Below are 16256 nucleotides of genomic sequence, written 5' to 3' on the forward strand. Positions count from 1 at the left end.
GAAGAAATAGAGAACACATGCAGGGGTTTGGCTTGTTATCGCTTCTGACCTGGTTGCCCATCGCGGGCGGCCTCGTCGTGCTGTTCATCGGCGATCGCGGCATCAAGGCCGGCCGCTGGGTCGCGCTCGCCACCGCCGTCGTCGTGTTCGGCGCGTCCATCCCGCTGTACACCGGCTTCGACATCTCGAAGTTCGACTTCCAGTTCGTCGAGCAGATGCCGTGGATTCCGGCGCTGCACTCGTCTTACTACTTCGGCATCGACGGCATCTCGCTGCCGCTGATCCTGCTGACCACGCTCATCACCATTCCGGTCATCGGCGCCGCCTGGACCGTGATCGAATCGCGCCCCGCGCAGTACTACGCCGCCTTCCTCATCATGGAAGGCCTGATGATCGGCGTGTTCTCCGCGCTCGATGGTCTGCTGTTCTACTTTTTCTGGGAAGCGATGCTCATCCCGATGTTCCTCATCATCGGCGTGTGGGGTGGTCCGCGGCGCGTGTACGCGACGCTCAAGTTCTTCCTGTACACGTTCCTCGGTTCCGTATTCATGCTGGTCGCGCTCATCTACATGGTGATCAAGACCGGCGACTTCAGCATCGCGTCCTTTCAGGCGCTGCCGCTGACCGCGACCGAGCAGATGTGGATCTTCTTCGCGTTCTTCGCGGCCTTCGCCGTGAAGATTCCGATGGTGCCGGTGCACACATGGTTGCCGGACGCGCACGTCGAGGCGCCCACGGGCGGCTCCGTCGTGCTGGCCGCGATCATGTTGAAGATGGGTGGATATGGCTTCCTGCGTTTCAGCCTGCCCATCACGCCGGATGCGAGCCGCGAATTCGACTGGTTGTTGATCGGCCTGTCGCTCGTCGCCGTCGTGTACATCGGCTTCGTCGCGCTGGTGCAGACCGACATGAAGAAGCTGATCGCCTATTCATCGATCGCGCACATGGGTTTCGTGACGCTCGGTTCGTTTCTCGTGTACGACATCGTTGCCAACACCGGAGCGGTGCAGGGCGCCGGCATGGGAATCACCGGCGCGATGGTGCAGATGGTGTCGCACGGCCTGATATCCGGCGCATTGTTCCTGTGCGTGGGCGTCATGTACGACCGCGTTCATTCGCGCGAGATCAGTGCGTACGGCGGCGTCGTCAACACGATGCCGAAGTTCGCCGCGTTCATGGTGCTGTTCGCGTTGGCGAACTCCGGCCTGCCGGGCACGTCCGGATTCGTGGGCGAGTTCCTCGTCATCATCGCCGCGTTCAAGGCCAACTTCTGGTACGCGTTCCTCGCCGGCCTGACATTGATCCTGGGCGCCGCGTACACGTTGTGGCTGGTCAAGCGCGTGATCTTCGGCGAAGTGGCTAACCACCACGTCGCGGACCTCAAGGATCTCAACCGCCGCGAATTCGCAATCCTCACGCTGCTGGCGGTCGCCGTGCTGGCCGTGGGCCTGTGGCCCGCGCCGCTGACAGATGTGATGGAAGCCACCGTCCAGCATCTCGTCCAGCAGATCGCGCTGAGCAAGCTGCCCTTATGAACAATCTTCCCGCGATGACCTGGGCGAGCCTGCAACCTGCGTTGCCGGAGATTTACCTGGCCGCGGCGGTGTGTGTGCTGCTGCTGGCGGATGTGTTCTTTGGCGACCGGCACCGCAAGCTGGCCCCGACGCTCACGTTGATAATCCTCGCCATCGGCGCATTGCTCACGGCCCGGTACGCCAATGTGACCGAACGCGTGCTGCTGTTCGCGGACAGCTATGTGGCCGATCCGCTGGCCGTGTTCCTCAAACTATTCGGTTTCGCGAGCATGGCGGTGGCGCTGCTGTACTCGCGCGAATACCTCGAACGTCGCGGCATGATGCGCGGCGAGTACTACGTGCTGGCGCTGACGACACTGCTCGGTGTGTTCGTGCTGGCGTCCGCCAACAGCCTGCTGACCGTGTACATCGGCGTCGAGTTGCTGTCGCTGTCGCTGTACGCGATGGTCGCATTCGATCGCGAATCCGGCATCGCGGCCGAATCGGCGATGAAGTACTTCGTGCTCGGCGCCATCGCGTCGGGAATGATGCTGTACGGCATGTCGATCATCTACGGCCTCAACGGAACATTGCGTCTCGACGATCTAGCCGACAAGGCGATGGGCGCGCCGAGCCTCGGCATGATCCTCGGCCTCGTGTTCCTCGTCGTCGCCGTCGCGTTCAAATTCGGCGCCGTGCCGTTCCATATGTGGCTGCCGGACGTGTACACCGGCGCGCCGACCGGCGTGACGCTGTTTCTTTCGACGCTGCCGCACGTCGCGTATTTCTCTCTGGCGTTCAGATTGTTGGCTCATGGCATGGGCAGCGTGGGCGAGGCGTGGCAGAGCATGCTCGCGCCGCTGGCCGTGCTGTCGATGGTGTTCGGCAACGTCGTCGCCATCGCGCAGACGAATCTCAAACGCATGCTGGCGTATTCGGCCATCGGCAACGTCGGCTTCATCCTGCTCGGTTTCGTCACCGGCACCGAAGCGGGCTACGAAGCTGCGCTGTATTACACCGTCGTCTACGTGATCATGACGCTGGGCAGCTTCGGCGTGCTGGTGCTCGCGAGCCGCGCCGGGTTCGAAGCCGAGGACCTCGATCAGTTCAAGGGCCTCTACAAACGCGATCCGTTGCTGGCCTACGTGATGATGGCGCTGATGTTTTCGACCGCCGGCGTTCCGCCGTTCGTCGGGTTCTGGGCGAAGTTCGCGATCTTCCAGGCGCTGTGGTTGAGCGGGCACATGTGGCTCATCCTGATCGGCGCCGCGGTGTCGGTGATCGGCGTGTTCTATTACCTGCGCATCGTGAAGCTGATGTTCTTCGACGCGCCCGGCGATCTGCCCAGCGGCGCGTCGGGCGGGGTGGCGGTGCGAGCCGTGCTCGCGCTCAACGGATTCGCGGTGCTGGCGCTCGGAATCGCGCCCAACGCATTGATTCAAATCTGCGCACGGGTGCTCGGCTGAGGCATTCGCCGGATCAGGCCGATAGGGTTTGCAAAGACGCGGTTCTTGGATAAGAATGCGCGCCCCCTCGCCAGAGGGGTTCGGATCGGGTGCGGGGTGGAGCAGTCTGGCAGCTCGTCGGGCTCATAACCCGAAGGTCGTAGGTTCAAATCCTACCCCCGCTACCATTTCGACTTCGATAGGCCATGAATCGCGCGGCCCGCGCGCCGGTTCGCTGCGCGACCGAAGTGTTTCTCGAAAGCCCTGTGAGCAGGGCTCACGCTCTCTCATTCAATCCGGTCATACCGCCCGGCGACGCGCCTATATAGATAGATGCACGGAGGTTCGGCGGTTGCATGGAAAACCCCCGACTCTGACGTACCGGTCCGCGATGACCGTAACGATTCGTCTGCGCGCTGGCTCACAGTAATCCCATAGCTCCGCCTCAATTCATCCAATCGCGCCGCGAATTGCGCTAACTTCGCCGTTCCCCGAAGCGAACAACAAAAATAACGAGCGATGAGCAGGACGATCTATCTTCCTCACGTCGACGGACTGCGCGCGATCGCCGTTCTCGCGGTGCTCATCTATCACGTGAATCCCGCCTGGATGCCAGGCGGTTTTGCGGGTGTCGACATCTTCTTCGTAATCTCCGGGTTCATCGTCAGCGCATCGGTTGGCGGGCTCGAACGCACGCCCTTGTGGAAGTTCATTCCATATTTCTACGCGCGCCGGCTGCAGCGCATCGCGCCGGCATTGATCGCGTGTCTTCTCGCGACGACCATCGCCTCCACGGTGTTCATCCCGCCGGCCTGGTTGAGTAATGCCCACCAGCAAACCGGTCTGTACGCGTTCTTCGGGCTCAGCAACTTCATCCTGGCGAGAACAAGCAACGACTACTTCTCGCCGACCGCAGAGTTCAATCCTTTCACGCACACCTGGTCGCTCGGTGTCGAGGAGCAGTTCTATTTCATCTTCCCGTTCCTGTTTTTCGCGTGGACTTTCCGCGAATCGAGGCGCTTGACGGTGAGCCTGTTCGTTATCGCGCTGCTGGCATCTTTCGCCTACTCGGCCTCGATCGCCAAATCCGACGCGACGACGGCTTTCTACATGATCACCAGCCGCTTCTGGCAGCTTGCGGCCGGCGTGTTGCTGTACCAGTGTATGACGTTGTCAGGCCGCCGTTTCGACGCAGCGGCACAGCCGCAGCCCCAGTGGGCTGTGGGCGTCGGATATGTCTCGCTAGCGCTGATGGTGTTCGGACTGGTGTTTGCGCGTCCGGAGACTTTTCCATTTCCAGGTTCGATCCCGGTCGTGCTCGGATCGCTGGGCTTGCTAGGCTTATTGCACGGTGTCGGCCGTGAGAATCTCCTGGTCCGTGGGCTCACCAGCAGGCCGACCCTGTTTGTCGGCCGCATTTCTTACTCCTTGTACCTGTGGCACTGGCCGGTCATCGTGCTGTTCCGGTGGACGGTCGGTGATACAGGCCTGTTGCATCGACTGTCGATATTCGGGCTCTCGTTCGCGCTGGCCATCGCGTCTTACTATCTGATCGAACGGCCGGTCCGCACGGCGCAGCTGTTAAAACGGTTGCCACGGTTGGCAATCGTCGCGGTCGGTCTGGTTGTGGTGTTCTTGTCCGCGCGTGTGGCCAATGCGATCGCATGGCGGCACCAAACCTTGTCTCTGAGCCCGGTAGCTCGCTACGTGGACGACTGGTATCCGGAGGGCTTCGATCCAAAGCCTATTGCAACTGGCTGCAGCGTCCGGACCGTTGAGACGGGCAATGTCCATGAGTACCGCCGCGAAGGTTGTTTGCAGCGGGTCTATGGACCTGACGTGATCGCGATCGGCGACTCACACGCGATGGCATACAACGGCCTGTTTCGCGAGTACGTCATGCTCACCGGGGCGAACGTCATGGTCATCAGAAACAGCGGTTGTCCGTTTCTCGGCTTGAGCCACGAGAGCGACGATTGCCGCGAAAAATCGCGCGTCGCTACACTCGACGTGCTTCGCCGGCTGCGGACAGGGGATGTCTTGTTTCTGCCTTCGTTAAGGCTGCCACGCTACTCGGACCAGTGGGTGCGGTATTCCGATGAGGCGGTGCTCGCTGCCATGTTTTCGCCGGAGGCGATGGAGGCGCGTGCCGAGGCCCAGCGCATTGCGCTGGAAGTCTTACGGCCGATCCATGAAAAAGGTGTCCACATAGTTTTCGAAGCGCCAAAGCCGATCTTCCGTTCGCCGACCTTCCGCTGCGCCGTTTCGTACAACATCAGCAATCCGATTTGCGCGGACGGCAGCGCCATGAGTCGCGAAGAACTGGAGCAGTTGCGCAAACCGGTGCTTGACGCCTTCAAGGCCGTGGCCGTCGCCTTACCGGATGTCAGCGTCTGGGACCCCTTTCCGATCCTGTGTCCGGAGCAGACTTGCAGTGCATATCGGGATGGTCGTCCCTTGTTCTTCGACGGCGATCACGTGAGTGGATATGGGAACCGCCTGCTGGCACCGTCGTTCAGCGAGTTCGTCGTGCGGGTAGCCGCAACGAAAGAATCGGTTTCAATCAGCCCCTGAAACCTTTCGCCACGATATAAACCTCGCGCGACTGCGCGCGCGACGCGCCAGGCTTGCGGATCACGACCTTCTCGAACGACTTGCGCAAGTCCTTCACGTAGTCATCCGACCCCGAGCCCTGGAACATCTTCGCCACGAAATTGGCGCCGGGCTTCAGCGTCTTGCGCACCGTGTCGAGCGCCAGCTCGAGAAAATACATCGAGCCTGCCTGGTCGGCCGAATCGATGCCCGTGATGTTGGGCGCAATGTCCGACACGATGAGATCGAACTTCTCGCCGCCTAACCAGGCGATCAGCTGCTCGACGATTTTCTCGTCGTTGAAATCGCCCTGGATAAAATCCGTGTTGATCACGGGGTCCATCGGCAGGATGTCCGTCGCCAGAACGCGGCCCTTCTTGCCAACCAGCTTGCCAGCCACCTGCGACCAGCCACCCGGCGCCGAGCCCAGGTCCATGATCCGCATGCCCGGCTTGATCAGCCGGTCCTTCTCATTGAGTTCGATCAGCTTGTACGCAGACCGCGAGCGATAACCGTCGATCTGCGCCTGTTTGACGTAGGGATCGTTGACATGCCGGCGCAGCCATTCATTGCTGCTCTTGGTTCGGGCCATTTGCGAAAGGCTCACGCTAGAATGCGCGCATTCTACCCTTACCTCTGCCGGGTACACCGGCCAGGAAGTCTGCCGTGATACGCATCACCGAGCTGGCACTGCCGCTCGACTACCCGCCGGACGCGCTGCGCAAGGCGTTGTTGAAACGACTGCAGCTGCGCGAAGCAGACCTGCTCGCGGTCAACCTCTTCAAACGCAGCTACGACGCGCGCAAGAAACACGACATCAAGTTCGTCTGCATCGTCGATGTCGCCGTGAATGACGAGGCGGCGGTGCTCAGGCGCTTCGCGCGCGACGCGCAGGTAAAGCCCGCGCCGGACACCTCGTATCATCCCGTGGCGCAGGCGCCGGCAACTCTCGAGGACCACCCGCTGGTCGTGGGTTTCGGCCCCGGTGGTTTGTTCGCCGCGCTGCTGCTTGCCCAGATGGGCTTCAAACCCATCGTCCTCGAGCGCGGCCGCGACGTCCGCCAGCGCACGCAGGACACCTGGGCACTGTGGCGCAAGCACATCCTCACGCCGGAATCCAACGTGCAGTTCGGTGAGGGTGGGGCGGGCCTCTTCTCCGACGGCAAGCTCTACAGCCAGATCAAGGACCCGAAGTTCTACGGCCGCAAGGTGATGCACGAGTTCGTGCGCGCGGGCGCGCCGGAAGAAATTCTGTTCGTAAGCAAGCCGCACATCGGTACGTTCCGTCTCACCGGCGTGGTCGAGAAGATGCGTGCCGAGATCATCGCGCTCGGCGGCGAAGTACGCTTCGAGAGCAAGGTCACCGACGTATTGATAGAGAACGGCCAGATCGAAGGCGTGACTCTCGCCAATGGTGAAACGCTGCGCAGCCGGCACGTAGTGCTCGCGCTGGGTCACAGCTCGCGCGACACCTTGCGTATGCTCGAGCAGCGCAAGGTATTCCTGGAGGCCAAACCGTTCGCGTTGGGATTCCGTATCGAACATCCGCAGTCGCTGATCGACACCGCGCGCTTTGGAAAATTCGCCGGCCACCCCGAGCTCGGCGCGGCCGATTACAAACTGGTCCATCACGCGAGCAACGGCCGCTCGGTTTACAGCTTCTGCATGTGTCCGGGCGGCACAGTGGTGGCGGCGACTTCGGAGGCCGGCCGCGTGGTGACCAACGGCATGAGCCAGTACTCGCGCAACGAACGCAATGCGAACGCGGGCATCGTCGTGGCGATCAACCCCGAGCCTGACTACCCGGGCGGGCCGCTGGCGGGTGTGGCGTTGCAGGAGGCGCTCGAATCGAAAGCTTTCGAGCTGGGCGGCGGCGACTACAGCGCGCCCGCGCAATTGGTGGGAGATTTCCTGAAGGGCGTCACGTCGAAGGAGCTGGGCACGATTACGCCGTCGTACACACCGGGTGTGCGGCTGGGCGATCTCGCGACGGCGCTGCCCGCGTATGCCATCGACGCGATCCGCGAGGCGTTGCCGGTGTTCGGCAGGCAAATCCCGGGATTCGACCGCGACGACGCCGTGCTCACGGGTGTCGAAAGCCGAACCTCGTCGCCCGTGCGCATCACACGCGACGCCGATTCGCTGCAAAGTCTCAACGTGCGCGGTCTGTACCCCTGCGGCGAGGGTGCGGGTTATGCGGGCGGAATCCTCTCGGCCGGCGTGGATGGCATTAAAGTGGCCGAAGCCGTGGCGCGGGGGCTGGCGTGAAATTCGAAGACATAAAAAAACTTCACCAGAAGAAATTCCGCGAGGAGCTGGGATTCTTCCTGGTGGAAGGCGAGCACCTGGTGCAGGAGCTGCAAAAGGCAGCAGTGCACGATGCGCGCCTGAAGGGCAGCGAAATCTATCTCACGCGCGACTTCGCGCATTGGTCGAGCCCGCTACCGATGCACGTGGTCCAGTCGAAACAGATGGCTCAAATCAGCGAGACGCGCTCACCGCAGGGCATCGCTGCGGTGGTGCCATTGTTCAGTTCGTCCGTGCCGCGTGCGAACGAGCGTGCGATCTACCTGCACGAGATCCAGGACCCCGGCAATCTCGGCACCATCCTGCGCACGCTGGCCTGGTTCGGAAACTTCCGCTGCCTGCTGAGCCCGGACAGCGTGGACATCCATAACGGCAAGGTGGTGCGCGCGAGCATGGGCGCCATCTTTCACGTGCCAGTGGAGTTCGACGTGGCGCTGGACTCGCTGCCGGCGCGCTTCAAACGCATCGCAGCCCTCGATCTTGCGGGCGCACCAGTCGCGTCCGCGCCATTCCGCAACTTCGACTGCTATCTATTCGGCAATGAAGCACGCGGTTTGCCGAAAGGCGCGTCCGCGCAAGTAAATGCTCAGCCGTTCACGATCGCGGGAACGGGAGTCATCGAATCGCTGAACGTCGCGGCGACGGTGAACATCTGCCTGTACGAACTCAACCGGCCGGTTCAACCCGCGGGTTAGACACGCTCTTCTTCGATGAAAGCGTCGTGTTCCAGCGAGAAGCGGATGCTGTTCTGCTTGCACCAGGCGCGGCAGGCATCCGCGTATCGCTGCCACTGCTCGCGCGCCCATGCCGGGGCCTTGGCGCGCCAGCGCTGCTCGTTCGGAAAAAAAACCTGCTTTCCAGAGCCCATGCTGAGCTCGAACACGAGCTTGCCTTCGGGGGTGATCGCCTCGAGCTCTTCGCGCCAGCGTGCGCGAAATTCGATGTCGCCCGGGGCGCTCATCGATGGCTGCCGGGCAGCATCCGGCTGAAAGCCGCGAAACCAGTTGCTGGGAATTTCACGCGGCGATCCTAACATCCGGCTCATGCTCGCATCGGCGAGATATTCGTCACGAGCAACACGCCGCGCGTTTACTCCACCGGAACGACCCGTTTGCCGAGCCACCCCTTGAGATCCGCGACTTCTTCCGCGCAGAGCGCGTGCGGCATCGGGTACACGTGCCATTCCACGCGGTAGCCGGTTCCTTCCAGCACGCGGCGGGATTCATCGCCCAGTGAAAATGGCACCACGGGGTCTTGCGACCCGTGCGCCATGAAAATCGGGGTCGCGAGATTGGCCGCCGAGCGTTCGCTGGCAAATTCCTTCGCGAGCGGCAGATAGCAGGAGAGGGCAATCACGCCGGCGAGTTTTTTCGGGAACCGCGTGGCCAGGTGCAGCGCCATGGCGCCGCCCTGCGAAAACCCCGCCAGCAGGATGCGGGAGCTCGGAATGCCGCGCGCATTCTCCGCGCGGATCAGCGCGGTGATGGCGTCCGCGGAAGCCTGGATGCCGCTGAAGTCCTCGGCCGACCGCCGGTCGATGCCGATGATGTCGTACCAGGCACGCATCTGATAACCGTTGTTGATGGTCACGGGACGCACCGGCGCGTGTGGAAATATGAAACGCAGCGCCGGCAGTCCCTGGTCTAACAACTCCGGCACCAGCGGCTCGAAGTCGTGGCCATCGGCCCCGAGACCGTGCATCCAGATGATGGCGGCGGTGGGGTTGGGGCCGGTTTCGACGGTGACGGTTTCGAGCGTCTTTACTGCGTTCAAGCAATCGTCTCCGAAATGGTTTCGACGGTGAGATTCGCGGCCCACATCAGGCTGTCAACCAGTTCGCGTACGCCGGGAAACCAGTGATAGGCCATCCAGAAGAACAGCACCGTGAAGCCAATCCACAGGAGCCCGTGCAACGCACCCCAGCCTGGGTGATGGCCGGCGCCGCGATGGGCACCGTGGCGGATCATCTTGAGCGGAGCGGTGATCACGAAGTAGGCAATTGCCAGGATCAGCAGACCGACCCACATCGGCATGCCATGCGGCAGCCCCCAGCCGAAGATGTTGTGCTGGGTCAAGAGCGAGAACATCGCGAGAATCCAGCCGACGAACAGCACGGCGCCGATGATCGCGGCGATCGGCAGGAACACGGTCGTCAATGCGCGCGCCGTGTGGCCCATGTGCGGGATGGCGCTCGCGGCATTGGCGGCGGTCATGCGGATCTGTGCGTTCATCTGGTGAAACTGCCGGTTCCACTGCGCCTGCTGCCGCCGCCATTCACGGCGCCAGCGGTAGTTCTCGCGAAACTCAGAGTTTTTTTTTGCGCGCGTGATCAGGTCTTCGGTGCTGAACGGCATGCCGAAGGCGGCGGCGCGGTCCTCCGCGGTCTGCGCCTCCGGCACGATGAACGCGAGCACGAAGTAGGCAACGATCAGCAGCCCGGTCGTGAACAGCGTGAGCAACACCACAATGATGCGTACCCAGGTCACGTCCACGTTCATGTAGGCGGCGATGCCGTTGCAGACGCCGGCCCACATCTGGCCTTCACGGATGCGGAACAGCCGCTTGCGGGGCAGGGCGCCCGGAGGCATGGCGCTGGGGCTGCCAGCCGTACCTTCCGCGGTCGTGCCTGGAGCGGCGTCCGGCGCTTCGACCGGACCCATGTCCGAGATGATGCGTTCCACCTCGGCGGTGCTGACCACGGTCTTGTGGGCGCCTAACAAGCGCGCGCATTTTTCGCCGATCGCCTGCTCGAGATCGGCCATGACTTCGGCACGATCCGGGCTGTCCTTGAGGCGCGCCTCGGCACGCTCCAGGTAGGTGCGCAGCTGGATGTAGCCGGGCTCCTCGAGTTGATAGGCAATTCCATTGAGACTGATGTTGACCACTGTTTGCATGGCTTTTAATTCCCGAAATCGGCGAGTGTGCGGTTGAGATCTTTCCAGTAATCGTTGAGCGTCGACAGTTGCGTCCGGCCCTTCTGGGTGAGCTTGTAGTACTTACGCGGCGGGCCGGCTTCCGACTCCTGCCACTCGTAGTCCACCAGCTCCTCGCGCCGCAGCTTCGACAGCAGCGGATACAACGTGCCTTCCTGCGTCGCGAATTCGGTGGGCCCCAGCAGCTTGAGCATGTCGGCGACATAGACCTTGTCGCCGGCCACGATCTTGAGGATTACGAATTCGAGCAGGCCCTTGCGGATCGGCGCGAGTTTTTCAGTGATGTTCATGGGTTCAGACAGCTACCTTGGAGTCGCAAGGTACTTGCATCAGGCATGGTCTGTCAACATCTGAATGCGTGCCGTACAATCCGCGCCCTCGGTGGGTGGGGGCGGAGCAGCCTCGCACGATGACCCAAGCGATCTCGAAGCCCCGATGGGGCTTTTGTTTTTTTTGGACCGGCGTCATTTAGGGGAACCTCGATGAGCCGGGGTGTTCGGGAGGGCCTTTGGGGCCCTTTTTTGTTGGAGGGCGGGTGGATACGGCACTTCATGACCGTCTCATCGCCCAGTTCGAGCCGGTGCTGGCCGGGCGCGGCTACGAACTGATCGAAATCGAGTTCGTGGCTGGCGCGGGTGGGGGAACGTTGCGCATCTATATCGACAGCCCCGAAGGCATCGATGTCGACGACTGCGGCGATGTGAGCCACCTGGTGTCGGAGCTGCTCGACGCCGACGATCCGTTTCCCGGTGCGTATTCGCTCGAAGTGTCCTCGCCGGGGCTCGATCGGGTGCTGCGGACGGCCGCGCACTTCGCGCAGTTCGTGGGCGAGCGAGTGAAGGTGGAATTGAAGGTGGCGCGCGACGGACGCAAGCGGTACACGGGCGTCATACGCCGCGCGGATGAAGAGGGTATCGATCTGGATGTGGACAATTTCTCGGTGAGCCTGAAGCTCGCGGAGATAGGTAAAGCGCGGTTAGCGCCGCTCTAGTTAGGAAGTTTTTTCATGAACAAAGAAATTCTGCTGGTCGTCGATGCCGTGTCGAACGAAAAAAGCGTCGACAAGGAGATCATTTTCGACGCGCTCGAGGCGGCGCTGGCGTCGGCTACCCGCAAGAAACACGGCGAAGAGTGGGACGTGCGCGTCTCCATCAACCGCAAGACCGGCGACTACGACACCTTCCGCCGCTGGAAGGTCTTCGCCGACGACTCCCGGGAAATGGAAGTGCCCCAGCGCGAACTGCGCCTGGAAGATGCCCTGGACATGAACAAGGAGGCCGAGATCGGCGGCTTCGTCGAAGAGCCGATGGAATCGGTGATCTTCGGCCGTATCGCCGCGCAGCAGGCGAAGCAGGTCATCGTGCAGAAGGTGCGCGAGGCCGAGCGCTCGCAGGTCGTGGATGCCTATAAAGACCGCGTCGGCACGCTGGTCTCGGGCGTCGTCAAACGCGTCGACCGCAACGGCATCTATGTCGATCTCGGCGGCAACGCCGAAGGTTTCGTGCCGCGCACCGACATGATTCCGCGCGAGATCGTCAAGAGCCAGGACCGCATCAAGGCGTTCCTCAAGGAAGTCCGCTCCGAGCCGCGTGGCCCGCAGCTGTTCCTCACGCGCACCGCGCGCGAATTCCTCATCGAGCTCTTCAAGCTGGAAGTGCCGGAAGTCGGCCAGGGCCTCATCCAGATCCTGGGCGCCGCGCGCGATCCGGGCGTGCGCGCCAAGATCGCGGTGAAGAGCCTCGAGCCGCGCGTCGATCCGGTCGGCGCCTGCGTCGGCATGCGCGGTTCGCGCGTGCAGGCCGTGTCGAATGAAATCGCCGGCGAACGCGTCGATATCATTCCGCACGACGACACTCCCGCGCAGTTCGTCATCAATGCGATGTCGCCGGCCGAAGTGCTGTCCATCGTGGTCGACGAGGATTCCCACAGCATGGATATCGCGGTCGCCGAGGACAAACTCTCGCAGGCCATCGGCCGCGGCGGGCAGAACATCCGTCTCGCGAGCCAGCTCACGGGTTGGGACCTGAACGTCATGACCGAGACGGACGCCGAGGCCAAGAGCGAAACCGAAGCGAAGGCGCTGGTCGAGGCATTCAAGAAGTCGCTGGACGTCGACGAGGACGTTGCGACCATCCTCGTGCAGGAAGGTTTCTCGACCGTCGAGGAAGTGGCCTATCTACCACAGTCCGAGCTCGCCAACATCGAGGAGTTCGACGACGAGATGGTCAAGGAGCTGCGCAACCGCGCGCGCGACGTATTACTTACGCAGGCCATCGCCAGCGAGGAGACGCTCGAGTCCGGCATGCCGGCCGACGACCTGCTGCTGCTCGAAGGCATGAAACCGGACCTCGCGCTGGCGCTGGCGCGTCGCGGCGTGCGGACGCGTGAAGACCTGGCCGACCAGGCCGTGGACGACTTGTTAGACATCGAGGGGCTCACGTCCGAAGAGGCCGGCAAGCTCATCATGAAGGCACGCGAGATCTGGTTCGAAGCCGGTCGCGCCTGAGGAGTTTTATGAGCGATGTCACCGTTGCACAATTTGCCGAAGTCCTGAAGGTACCGGTCGACCGGCTGCTCGTGCAGCTGGAGTCCGCCGGCATCCAGGTCGAAGGTCCCCAGGCGCTCATCAGCGACGAGGCGAAGCTCGAGCTGCTGACGCACCTGCGCCGCTCACATGGCGCCTCGGAGCCCACCAGCAAGAGCCAGGTCGGCGTATCCGCGCCGCGCAAGATCACGCTGGCGCGCAAGACGCAGAGCGAGCTCAAGCAGGCCAGCACGCAGGGCCGCGCCCGCACGGTGAACGTCGAAGTTCGCCACAAGAAAACCTACATCAAGCGCGACGTTCTGGAAGAGCAGAACAAGCAGCACCAGGACGAGGCCGACGGCAAGCGCAAGGAAATCGAAGCGCAGGAAGCCGCCGAGCGCGAAAAACTGGAAGCCGCGCGCAAGGAAAGCGAGCGCATGGAGGCGGAGAACCGCCGCCGCATCGAAGACGAGGCCACGCGCAAGAAGCAGGCCGACGATGCGCGCCGTGCGCAGGAAGAGGCGCGCGTCAAACAGGAAAGCGAAGCGCAGCGCCGCGCGAGCGCGGAAGCGACCGCGCAACCCGCGCGTCCCGAGCGGCACAAGACCGACAAGGCGCCTGCTGCTGTTGCGGCCGTGGATCCGGCCAAGGACACCCGTTACGGACGCCAGGAGCTGCACGTCGCGGCCGGTGCCGGCGCGCGCAACAAGAAAAAGAAGCGCGTGAAGGAACGCAGCAGCGGTGGCGTGAACATGGAGGCCAAACACGCCTTCGAAATGCCCACCGCGCCGATGAAGCGCGAAGTCACCATCGGCGAGACCATCACGCCGCAGGAAATCGCGCAGAAGATGGCCGTGAAGGCGACCGAAGTCATCAAGACCATGATGAACATGGGCGTGATGGCCACCATCAACCAGCCGATCGATCGCGACACCGCGACGCTCGTGGTCGAAGAGATGGGTCACATCGCCAAGGTCCTCAAGGGCGACCAGGTCGAAGAGGATCTGCAGGGCGAAGAAGCGCCCGAGACCGAATCGCCGCGTCCGCCCGTCGTCACCGTCATGGGCCACGTCGATCACGGCAAGACCTCGCTGCTCGACTACATCCGCACCACGAAAGTGGCGGCGGGCGAGGCCGGTGGCATCACCCAGCACATCGGCGCGTACCACGTGGAAACGCCGAAGGGCATGATCACGTTCCTCGATACCCCGGGCCACGCGGCGTTCACCGCCATGCGTGCGCGCGGTGCGAAAGCCACGGACGTCGTCGTCCTGGTGGTCGCGGCTGACGACGGCGTGATGCCGCAGACAATAGAAGCAATCCAACATGCGAAGGCTGCGGGTGTTCCGATAGTCGTGGCCGTGAACAAGATCGACAAACCGGATGCCGAGCCGGATCGCGTGCGCACCGAGCTTTCGAAGCACGAAGTCATCGCCGAAGAATGGGGTGGCACCAACATGTTCGTGCAGGTTTCCGCGAAAACCGGCCAGGGCGTCGATGCGTTGCTCGATGCCATCCTGCTGCAGGCGGAAGTGCTCGAGCTGACGGCCGCGGCCGACGGGCTTGCCACCGGCATCGTGATCGAATCCTCGGTCGAGAAAGGCCGCGGTGCGGTGGCCACAGTGCTCGTCAAACGCGGCACCCTGAAGCTCGGCGACCCGATCATCGCCGGCAATGAATTCGGCCGCGTCCGCGCCATGTTCGACGAGAACGGCAAGCCGGTAGATAGCGCGGCGCCGTCGATTCCCGTGCAGGTGCTGGGCCTGCAGGGCTCGCCGAACGCGGGCGACGAATTCCTCGCGGTGGAAAACGAACGCAAGGCGCGCGAAGTCGCGTTGTATCGCCAGGGCAAGTTCCGCGACGTCAAGCTCGCGAAACAGGCCTCCAAGATGCAGGACGTCTTCGGGCAGATGGAAGAGCAGAAGATCGGTGTCATCCCGATCCTGCTCAAGACCGACGTGCAGGGCAGCGCCGAGGCGTTGCGCGACGCGCTCAACAAACTCGCCACCGCCGAAGTGCAGGTGAAGATCATCGCCAGCGGCGTGGGCGGCATCACCATCTCCGACGTGCAGCTGGCCGCGGCCTCGAAGGCCCGGATCATCGGGTTCAACGTGCGGGCGGATGCCGCCGCGCGCGATTCGATCAAGGACAACGAAGTCGAGGTGCAGTACTTCAGCATCATTTACGAGGCCATCGACTACGTGAAGGATCTGCTGAGCGGCTTGCTGGCACCCGAGATCAAGGAAACGATCGTCGGTACGGCCCAGGTTCGCGAAGTGTTCCGCTCGAGCAAGTTCGGCGTCGTGGCCGGCTGCCTGGTCACCGAAGGCGTGGTCAAGCGCAACAACCCGATCCGCGTGCTGCGCGACAGCGTGGTCATCTTCGAAGGTGCGCTCGAATCGCTGCGTCGCTTCAAGGACGAAGCCGGGGAAGTCCGTGCGGGTACCGAGTGCGGCATCGGCGTGAAGAACTACCAGGACGTGCGCGTGGGCGACCAGATCGAGTGTTATTCGCGCGTCGAGGTTGCTCGTAGCATCCAGTAATGAGCGCCAAGTCGCAGAGATTGGGCCGCATCGAAGGCGAGATGCAGCGCGTTCTGTCCACGCTCGTGTCGCGCGAAGTGCGCGATCCGCGCGTGGGCAACATCACGTTGACCTCGGTCAGCGTCGCGCCCGACATGTCGACCGCGCGCATCTGGTTCGTGCCGTTCGGCGACAAACACACGCCGGACGAGGTGACCGAAGGGCTCAATCGCGCCGCGGGTTTCCTGCGCGGCGAGCTCGGTCGGGCGCTGCAGTTGCGGCACGCGCCGAAGCTCGAGTTCATCTACGACCAGCAGATCGAAAACGCCGACAAACTCACGCGCCTCATCAACGGCGCCGTCAAAGGCGATCATCGTGAACCCGATTCGGGCGATCCGAAGTCGGACGATCCCGAGTAG

General features: G+C 62.8%; 14 protein-coding genes and 1 tRNA gene. 10 read left to right on the forward strand and 5 right to left on the reverse strand.

What is annotated here, in order from left to right:
- The first annotated feature begins 17 nt into the window (after positions 1–17).
- The 4 genes from WDO72_19095 to WDO72_19110 all read left to right on the forward strand — a co-directional run bounded on the left by WDO72_19095 (position 18) and on the right by WDO72_19110 (position 5533).
- A complete protein-coding gene (locus tag WDO72_19095; protein MEJ0087781.1) occupies positions 18–1535 on the forward strand; it encodes an NADH-quinone oxidoreductase subunit M in 1518 nt (505 codons plus the stop codon).
- Between the two features lie 14 nt (positions 1536–1549).
- Positions 1550–2980, forward strand: coding sequence for an NADH-quinone oxidoreductase subunit NuoN (gene nuoN / locus WDO72_19100; protein ID MEJ0087782.1), 1431 nt, complete (start codon positions 1550–1552; stop codon positions 2978–2980).
- A 90-nt stretch (positions 2981–3070) separates the two neighbouring features.
- A tRNA-Met gene (locus WDO72_19105) sits at positions 3071–3147 on the forward strand.
- A 331-nt stretch (positions 3148–3478) separates the two neighbouring features.
- Complete coding sequence (locus WDO72_19110) at positions 3479–5533, forward strand: acyltransferase family protein (protein ID MEJ0087783.1); 2055 nt, start codon at positions 3479–3481, stop codon at positions 5531–5533.
- Here the strand turns inward: WDO72_19110 and WDO72_19115 are convergent.
- Positions 5523–6143: an SAM-dependent methyltransferase gene (locus tag WDO72_19115; protein ID MEJ0087784.1), complete on the reverse strand. Its 621-nt coding sequence runs from the start codon at positions 6141–6143 to the stop codon at positions 5523–5525. The two genes, WDO72_19110 and WDO72_19115, sit on opposite strands and share 11 nt — an antisense overlap.
- Before the next feature lie 74 nt (positions 6144–6217).
- On the opposite strand from WDO72_19115, the gene WDO72_19120 reads away from it, so the two are divergent.
- Both WDO72_19120 and WDO72_19125 read left to right on the forward strand, forming a co-directional pair.
- Entirely contained in the window at positions 6218–7819 is a 1602-nt protein-coding gene (locus WDO72_19120) for an NAD(P)/FAD-dependent oxidoreductase (protein MEJ0087785.1), read from the forward strand.
- Positions 7816–8553, forward strand: coding sequence for an RNA methyltransferase (locus WDO72_19125; protein ID MEJ0087786.1), 738 nt, complete (start codon positions 7816–7818; stop codon positions 8551–8553). Before WDO72_19120 ends, WDO72_19125 begins: the two co-directional genes overlap by 4 nt.
- Here WDO72_19125 and WDO72_19130 read toward each other — a convergent pair.
- From WDO72_19130 to WDO72_19145, 4 genes are all read right to left on the reverse strand, one after another.
- Positions 8550–8819 (reverse strand): hypothetical protein, encoded by a 270-nt coding sequence (locus WDO72_19130; GenBank protein MEJ0087787.1) that lies wholly within the window; start codon positions 8817–8819, stop codon positions 8550–8552. The two genes, WDO72_19125 and WDO72_19130, sit on opposite strands and share 4 nt — an antisense overlap.
- 128 nt (positions 8820–8947) lie before the next feature.
- On the reverse strand, positions 8948–9631 hold the full coding sequence (locus WDO72_19135) for an alpha/beta fold hydrolase (GenBank protein MEJ0087788.1): 684 nt from the start codon (positions 9629–9631) through the stop codon (positions 8948–8950).
- A complete protein-coding gene (locus WDO72_19140; protein ID MEJ0087789.1) occupies positions 9628–10752 on the reverse strand; it encodes a PspC domain-containing protein in 1125 nt (374 codons plus the stop codon). The genes WDO72_19135 and WDO72_19140 overlap by 4 nt, the downstream gene beginning before the upstream one ends.
- A 5-nt stretch (positions 10753–10757) precedes the next feature.
- Positions 10758–11081 carry a PadR family transcriptional regulator gene (locus tag WDO72_19145; GenBank protein MEJ0087790.1) on the reverse strand — a complete coding sequence of 108 codons (324 nt, stop codon included), beginning with the start codon at positions 11079–11081 and terminating at the stop codon, positions 10758–10760.
- Between the two features lie 245 nt (positions 11082–11326).
- Between WDO72_19145 and rimP the strand changes: the two genes are divergently transcribed.
- Genes rimP through rbfA form a run of 4 tightly spaced genes read left to right on the forward strand, consistent with a single transcriptional unit; the run spans position 11327 to position 16256 of the window.
- Positions 11327–11782 carry a ribosome maturation factor RimP gene (gene rimP / locus WDO72_19150; protein ID MEJ0087791.1) on the forward strand — a complete coding sequence of 152 codons (456 nt, stop codon included), beginning with the start codon at positions 11327–11329 and terminating at the stop codon, positions 11780–11782.
- Positions 11783–11797: 15 nt separating this feature from the next.
- Complete coding sequence (gene nusA, locus WDO72_19155; protein MEJ0087792.1) at positions 11798–13297, forward strand: transcription termination factor NusA; 1500 nt, start codon at positions 11798–11800, stop codon at positions 13295–13297.
- Positions 13298–13305: 8 nt separating this feature from the next.
- Positions 13306–15858, forward strand: coding sequence for a translation initiation factor IF-2 (gene infB / locus WDO72_19160; protein ID MEJ0087793.1), 2553 nt, complete (start codon positions 13306–13308; stop codon positions 15856–15858).
- The gene (gene rbfA, locus WDO72_19165; GenBank protein MEJ0087794.1) at positions 15858–16256 is read left to right on the forward strand and encodes a 30S ribosome-binding factor RbfA; all 399 of its coding nucleotides are present in this window, start codon (positions 15858–15860) and stop codon (positions 16254–16256) included. Before infB ends, rbfA begins: the two co-directional genes overlap by 1 nt.

This window comes from Pseudomonadota bacterium, from assembly GCA_037200975.1.
Lineage (GTDB): Bacteria > Pseudomonadota > Gammaproteobacteria > Steroidobacterales > Steroidobacteraceae > CADEED01.

Coding starts and splice junctions, on each gene's coding strand:
- nuoN (MEJ0087782.1), top strand. CDS start 1,550: ATGACCTGGGCGAGCCTGCAACCTGCGTTGCCGGAGATTTACCTGGCC.
- infB (MEJ0087793.1), top strand. CDS start 13,306: ATGAGCGATGTCACCGTTGCACAATTTGCCGAAGTCCTGAAGGTACCG.
- nusA (MEJ0087792.1), top strand. CDS start 11,798: ATGAACAAAGAAATTCTGCTGGTCGTCGATGCCGTGTCGAACGAAAAA.
- WDO72_19095 (MEJ0087781.1), top strand. CDS start 18: ATGCAGGGGTTTGGCTTGTTATCGCTTCTGACCTGGTTGCCCATCGCG.
- WDO72_19145 (MEJ0087790.1), bottom strand. CDS start 11,081: ATGAACATCACTGAAAAACTCGCGCCGATCCGCAAGGGCCTGCTCGAA.
- WDO72_19140 (MEJ0087789.1), bottom strand. CDS start 10,752: ATGCAAACAGTGGTCAACATCAGTCTCAATGGAATTGCCTATCAACTC.
- WDO72_19130 (MEJ0087787.1), bottom strand. CDS start 8,819: ATGAGCGCCCCGGGCGACATCGAATTTCGCGCACGCTGGCGCGAAGAG.
- rbfA (MEJ0087794.1), top strand. CDS start 15,858: ATGAGCGCCAAGTCGCAGAGATTGGGCCGCATCGAAGGCGAGATGCAG.
- WDO72_19115 (MEJ0087784.1), bottom strand. CDS start 6,143: ATGGCCCGAACCAAGAGCAGCAATGAATGGCTGCGCCGGCATGTCAAC.
- WDO72_19110 (MEJ0087783.1), top strand. CDS start 3,479: ATGAGCAGGACGATCTATCTTCCTCACGTCGACGGACTGCGCGCGATC.